The following is a 4,189-nucleotide window of genomic DNA, read 5'->3' as shown; positions in this document are numbered from 1 at the left end:
CACCACAACCCTGGACTTCGCCCTTCGCTGGTCCACCCGCCGACGCCAGGACCAAGCCCGCGCCCGCAGCAGCCACTACTGGAAACGATGGCTCAAATATCACGAAATCAGGTTGTAGTACTAGGACTTACTCGTCTAGCTCACCAAACCGGGATCAAACCGAAGTGGAGGATCGCATCACCCAGGAGACCTCATCTGAGCAGCAGTTCGGCAGGCCGCTGTTCCTTTCTTCCGTACTTGGTCTGCTCCCAAGTAGATGCGCGCAGGTCGTCGAGTAGCTGCACTACAGGGCCATGGGGTTACCGCGTATGTCGGAACCGGAGGTCGAGCAGGGCGGCGCGTATGGCTGCAGCGACCAGGTCCGCCGCATCGGCCACGACTGAGTTCGTCCTCAGTGACGGTTGGGGGTGAATGCCGAGCCCGGCCGGCCAGGATTTCATCCCTGTTCGATGGCTCGCCGGATGCCTCCGGCAACGAGGGCGGGACGAACCATGATCGTCCGCTCTCCGTGCCAGTTGTCCGTTCGAGCGCAGGGAAGTGACACTACGAGAACACCCCCTCGGCTCGTCGATCCACTCGATAGTGACGTGAAGGGAATCCAGCCGTTGTCCTCGCAGTAGGTGGGCCTGTGCCGGATCCGCCAGCGGAAGACAGTGCCGTCGACGCTGATGAGCCATGAGCCCTTGCTGGACATTGCCATGGGCGCGCCAAACTCCTGCGCTGTTCCGTCGCTGTTCCGTTGGAGCACAGAAGGCCGCGAGAAGTGGGGCGAGACCCATAGGGGTAACCGCTGGTCATCCTCACGATCGAGCCATTTCGCAGGTGTCCGGAGCACCCGGTCGTACCCGAAGGAGATGACGGGGTTCTCATGCCTACAGAAACGCCCGAACACGCTATCGGGAAATGTGGTTTATCTGTAGATGCGAGATTGTGATCAACAAGATTTCAGGTAGCGGTGAGCGGTTCGGTCGGCGGAGCTGCCTCCATCACGGAGGAGCGCTTACCAGACACAGGTAGAGATCTTTACGCTGCCTTTACCCCGTGTCACGATCGGCTCGTTTTGTCCCGTTAAGCCTGAAAGGGCCCACGTGAAACGGACTCGACCCACGTCCGGCCTATCCACCGCGACGCGCCGCCGCGGATCTCTTCTGACAGTTTTCGCGATGATGGCATCGCTCATGGCGGCGACACCGGCGGTCGCGGAGCCGACCCCGGCACCGACTGAGGCATCCGCCTCTCCCGATCTGGTCGACGCCGCCAAGGCCGAAGCTAAGCACACTGGGAAGGAGGTGGAGATCGCCAGCTTCCACACCGAGAACATGACCACCGTGGCCATGCCCAATGGCAAGACGGTCAAGACCTATGTATCCCTCGCCCCGATCCGCGCCAAACGGGCTGGCCGATGGGCGGACATCGACCCGACGCTGATCGTGGCGGACAACGTCGTCAAGCCCAAAGTCACCGCGCTCGACATCACCCTCTCCAACGGTGGTGACGGCCCCCTGCTCACTGCCAAGGGCGACTCCCTCGGCGACAAGGGCGATGCCCGTGAGATCGTCGTTGCCGCACCCGGGAAACTGCCCGCGCCGGAACTGTCCGGGAGCACTGCCACCTACCGCTCGGCCTACGGCCGCAACGTCGACCTGGTCGTCACCGTTACGCCGGACGGCTACCAGCACCAGATCGTCATCCGCGAAAGGCCCGCCAAGCGGCTCAAGCTGACAGTGCCGATCGACCCGCCTAGCGGCATGAGCCTAGGCAAGTCGCCCAACGGCAAGCCCGCCGCGCTCTCGGACGGCAAGCAGGTCGCCGACTTGTCGACGCTACCGCTCATCGACGCCAAGGAACTCGTCACCCCCGGCGCCGGTAAGGCCGGCCAGGTAACGACCACTGTCACAGGAACGGGTGACAAGGCCGCTCTCGTTCTGGCGCCGGATGCCGCGTTCCTGGCCGACCCTGCCGTGACCTACCCGGTGACAATCGCCGCAGGCAACCCGACCCCCTGGCACGGTGCCGGCGCCCCCGCCGACACCTTCATCGCCAACGGCGGCAGCTACGTCAACGGCAGCTACATGGCGAACGACGGCGCGATCTTCGCCGGCCGCCGCGGAGGCTACAACTACCGCACGTACATGAAGTTCAACCTGGCCGGCGCACCGTTCTTCGGCCGCCAGATCCTGGATGCCAACATCACCCTGTGGAACTACTTCTCCCACGATTGCGGTGAGGTCGGCGGCATCTCCATGCACCGCGTCGCCTCCGACTGGACTCCCACCGGTATCACGTGGGGCAGCCAGCCGCTCGCCGTAGCCGACGGCCATGTGATCAACCCATACGGCAAGGACCAGAACTGCTCCGACTGGATGGCCGAGGGCGAACTCTGGTACTCCATCGAGGAGATTACCCGGGCCTGGGCGAATGGCACGCCCAACCACGGCCTCATGATCCGCTCGGTGAATGAGTCCAGCGGAACCAACTGGCGCCAGTACCTGTCCGGCAACTATGGGGGGATTGATGGGCACCACCCCTACTTCTTCGTCGAGTACGACGCTCCCGCACCCACCAAAACCGAATGGGTGCAGTTCGAGATGGACGACGTCGCAGGAGTGTTCCCCACGTATAACGAAGCCAAGGCCAACACCGTTCAGCCTTGGGACACCACCGCGAACTGGGCAGTGACCAACGCGGAGGCTGACGCGATTGAGAAGCTCGGAATCGGGGTCGCCAACGAGGTCACGTCAAGCAAGCTTCAGCCGTTGGGGGGCGACGCCGAGACCGATCCGTCTGAACTCGATCCGGATGAGATTCCGGCGGGCACTCCTATCGACCAGACGCCGCCCACGATCACGGAAACCAGACCCGATGGTTCCAGCGTTCCGGTCGACACCGCGATCACAGTGACCTTCAGCGAACCGGTCTGGGGAGCGAACATCGCCCTCAAGGACTCGGCCGGGACAGCGGTCCAAGGGACGACGGCCCTGGATGCCGCCAAGAAGGTGCTCACCTTCACTCCCGCTCAAGCGCTACGGCACGCGACCACCTACAGCGTGGAAGTGAACGGCGCCACGGATGTGGACGGCCAAGAGGTCGCTCCACTTCTCTGGCAGTTCACCACGGAGGTGGATGTCACTCCGCCCACCGTGACATCCACGGAGCCTTCGGCTGATGCCGTCAACGTGCCCCTCCAAACCGCGGTGAAGGTGACCTTCAGCGAACCGGTCACCGACACGGTGATCGGGGTAAAGGACGGCAGCGGAGCCGATGTGCCGGGCAGTGTCTCCGCTGATCGCGGCAAGGTCTGGGCGTTCACGCCGGACGCTCCGTTGAAGTGGAACGGCACCTACGCGGTGCAGGTGTCCGGCGCGAAGGACACGTCCGGGAACACGATGGCTTCCTACTCGTGGTCGTTCGCGACTGTCACGGATACCGCTGCGCCCACGGTGGCGCAGGTCAGTCCGGTCGCCGGCGCCACGGGTGCCTCGGTGAAAACCAAAGTGGTCGTGACGTTCTCCGAGGCCGTGTCGGATGCTCAGATCACCGCTGCCGATGCGGCGGGAGCACCGGTTCTCGGCGACATCGCTGTAGACGCTGCGAACACGACGTGGACATTGACATTCGGCGGTTCCCTGAAAGCCGAAACCCTCCACACCGTCAGTGTCTCAGGGGCCAGGGATCCTGCGGGAAACGTGATGGAACCATATTCCTGGTCCTTCACCACCGCCCAGCCAGACACTGTCGCGCCGACAGTCACCGCGTCGAGTCCTGAACCCGATGCCGTCGACGTGGCTCTTGGCAGCCCGATCAAGGCAACCTTCAGCGAGCCGGTGTCCGAGGGCCAGATCGTGGTCAAGGATCCGACAGGCGACATCGTGGCCGGCGCTCTCGCGACGGACTCCATGACCGTCCTGTCCTTTACGCCCGCTCAGCCAATGGCCGAGCGCACCAAATACACCGTTGAGGTGACCGGCGCCGAGGATGACGCGGGCAACGTGATGGCCTTGCACACCTGGTCGTTCACCACGATGGAGCTCCCACCACCGCCGAACTCACCGACGGTGACGGGTGAATATGCGACTCCCACCAGCGATGAGGAGGGCACGGTCACCTCGACCTTGACACCACGATTCATCGGCACGCTCAACGATCCAGACGGTCGCTCATCGACCATGACCGTGGAGGTGGAACATGA

The 4,189-nt window shown here is 63.6% G+C and carries 1 protein-coding gene; it reads left to right on the top strand.

Translation table 11 applies throughout. The features are described from left to right. Positions 1-1,163: 1,163 nt before the first annotated feature. A partial coding sequence (locus HII36_RS53575; protein WP_173531095.1) for an Ig-like domain-containing protein occupies positions 1,164-4,189 on the top strand: 3,026 nt, incomplete at its 3' end.

Origin of the sequence: Nonomuraea antri, assembly GCF_013283785.1 — a bacterium.
Lineage (GTDB): Bacteria > Actinomycetota > Actinomycetes > Streptosporangiales > Streptosporangiaceae > Nonomuraea > Nonomuraea antri.
This window is presented reverse-complemented; position numbering and strand designations above follow the sequence as displayed.